Source organism: Methanobrevibacter sp. (genome assembly GCF_045220775.1).
Lineage (GTDB): Archaea > Methanobacteriota > Methanobacteria > Methanobacteriales > Methanobacteriaceae > Methanocatella.
The window spans coordinates 1-2,226 of record NZ_JBGUWC010000140.1; the positions used below are offsets into that span (position 1 = coordinate 1).

The window sequence follows — 2,226 nt, forward strand, 5'->3', positions numbered from 1 at the left end:
GGTATTATTTTCTCTGCATTACCAGAGACACAAGCTATTTACGGTTTCTTGATTGCTATTTTACTTATGGTATTCGGTGGAATCTTAGGTTAAGGAGGCAATTTATATGAGCTCAGGCACAGATAAAATTGTTTCAAGCATTATGTCTGAAGCCCAAGGGAAAGCTGATGTAATCATTCAAGATGCAAATGCTGAAGTTTCAGCAATTCAAGCAAAAGCTGAAAAAACTGCCGAAGCTGAAAAAGCAAAAATTTTAGAAAATGGTAAAAAACAATCTGATATGAGATATCAGCAAATTATCTCTGAAGCTAAGATGAATGCTCGTAGAGCAAAATTAGGCGCTAAAGAAGACGTAATCGAAGCGGCTTTCAATCAGGCAACTGGTGAATTAAAAGCTATTGCTTCTTCTGGCGAAGAAGAATATAAAGATTCATTAAGTAAAATGATTAAAGAAGCTGCTGACGAAATTGGCCGCGATGATTTAATTATTCATTTAAATGAAGCCGATACAAACAAATTTAAACAAGATTTATCTTCAGATTCTTTCGAAGTAGAAGGAATTAAGTTTACACTAGGCGAACCAATCAAAGCTATTGGTGGAGCTATCTTAAAAACTAGTGATGGAGATATCGAAGTAAATAATACTATTGAAGCTAGATTAGAAAGATATAAAAGTATCTTACGTAGTGAAGTTGCTGAAATTTTATTTAAATAATTAGGAGGATAAATATATGGCAGATGAAATTGCTACATTAATAAGTTCTGTTGGACTTACACAAGAAACATTTCTTGTATTCTGTATTCTTGCAGTTCTTATTGTAGGTGCAGTTGTTGTAATCATTACATCTAGACCAATTTTGGACATTTATCCTTATCTTAACCCAAGTGCAAGAGTAAGAGCAAGAAAAGGAAGACTATTTGACGACAAACAGATTTCTGAAATTGTTGAAACAAGCAATGTTGAAGAAGTTGAAAACTATCTCAAAGGTATTCCTGAATACGCTGATGTTTTGGATGAATATCCACTTGATAAAGCATTAGACGTTGAACGTGCTAACACTTATGACTTTGTTGCAAGATTAGCTCCTAAAGATATTAAAGACCCATTTGTTGTAATGTCTAAAAAAGCAGACATCGACAACATCAAAAGTCTTTTAACTGCAAAAGAAGTTGGTCTCACCCCTGAAGAAACAAAAGAATTGTTAATTCCTTGTGGATCATTATACAGTGAGTTAGAATCTTTAGCCGATGCTGAAACTGTAACTGATGTTGTCACAAGTTTAGATGGCACTGAATATGCTGCAGCTTTAGAAGACGCTCTTCCACAATATGAAGATACACAAATGATTCTTCCATTAGAATCTGCTTTAGATAAATACTATTTAGGCAAATTACTACGTTCTACTGATGTTCCATCCGATGAAAATAAGCAAATTTTATATTCTTATGTTGGAACTCAAGTTGATGTAGCTAATCTTAAACTAATTATAAGGGCTAAAGAAGATGGCCTTGATTATGATGCAATCTCTCCTTATATATTAGAAGAAGGATACCAATTACGTGAATGGAAACTTAAAGATTTAATGGAATCTCCTGATGTTACAAATGTGATATCTGGTTTAGAAGGAACAAAATATGCTGATGCATTAACTGATGCAATGCCGGTTTACAATGAAACTGGTTCAGTTGCAGTATTTGAAAAAGCATTGGATGTTTACACTTCAGAATATTCAAAATCTTTAGCTGTTAAAAAACCATTAGGTATTGGTCCAATTATTGGTTATTTAAGTCAAAAAGAAAATGAAATTAAAAATTTAAAAATTATTGCAAGAGCGAAAAGAGAAGCAGACTTCCCTAATTCTAAAATCATGGAGATGTTAATATGAGTTCAGTAGCAATTATTGGTGATATTGACACTGTATCTGGATTTAGACTTGGTGGTGTCAAGAAAGCAGAAGTAGTCAATACTTCTGAAGAAGCTATCGCAGCTTTTGATAAATTTTTAGAACAAGACGAGATTTCAATTATTATAATTACTCAATTAATGGCAAACGAAATAAGACCACACATTAATAGAAAAATTGGTTCTGATGTTTTACCAATGATAATTGAAATACCTGATAAAGATGGGTCCGCAGGAGGATCATCTGATCAAATAAATGACCTTATTAAAAGAGTTATCGGGGTAGAGATGGTTAAATGATTATTGAAGGAAATATTATTAAG

The 2,226-nt window shown here is 32.8% G+C and carries 3 protein-coding genes and 1 pseudogene; all 4 read left to right on the forward strand.

Annotated elements, in window-relative coordinates; genetic code table 11:
* Positions 1-93: pseudogene (locus tag ACJROP_RS09420) on the forward strand (V-type ATP synthase subunit K); the annotation flags it as partial.
* A 13-nt stretch (positions 94-106) separates the two neighbouring features.
* Positions 107-715: a V-type ATP synthase subunit E gene (locus ACJROP_RS09425; RefSeq protein WP_406535215.1), complete on the forward strand. Its 609-nt coding sequence runs from the start codon at positions 107-109 to the stop codon at positions 713-715.
* 16 nt (positions 716-731) lie between these two features.
* Positions 732-1,886, forward strand: coding sequence for a V-type ATP synthase subunit C (locus ACJROP_RS09430; RefSeq protein ID WP_406535216.1), 1,155 nt, complete (start codon positions 732-734; stop codon positions 1,884-1,886).
* Complete coding sequence (locus ACJROP_RS09435) at positions 1,883-2,203, forward strand: V-type ATP synthase subunit F (protein ID WP_406535217.1); 321 nt, start codon at positions 1,883-1,885, stop codon at positions 2,201-2,203. Before ACJROP_RS09430 ends, ACJROP_RS09435 begins: the two co-directional genes overlap by 4 nt.
* Positions 2,204-2,226: the final 23 nt, after the last annotated feature.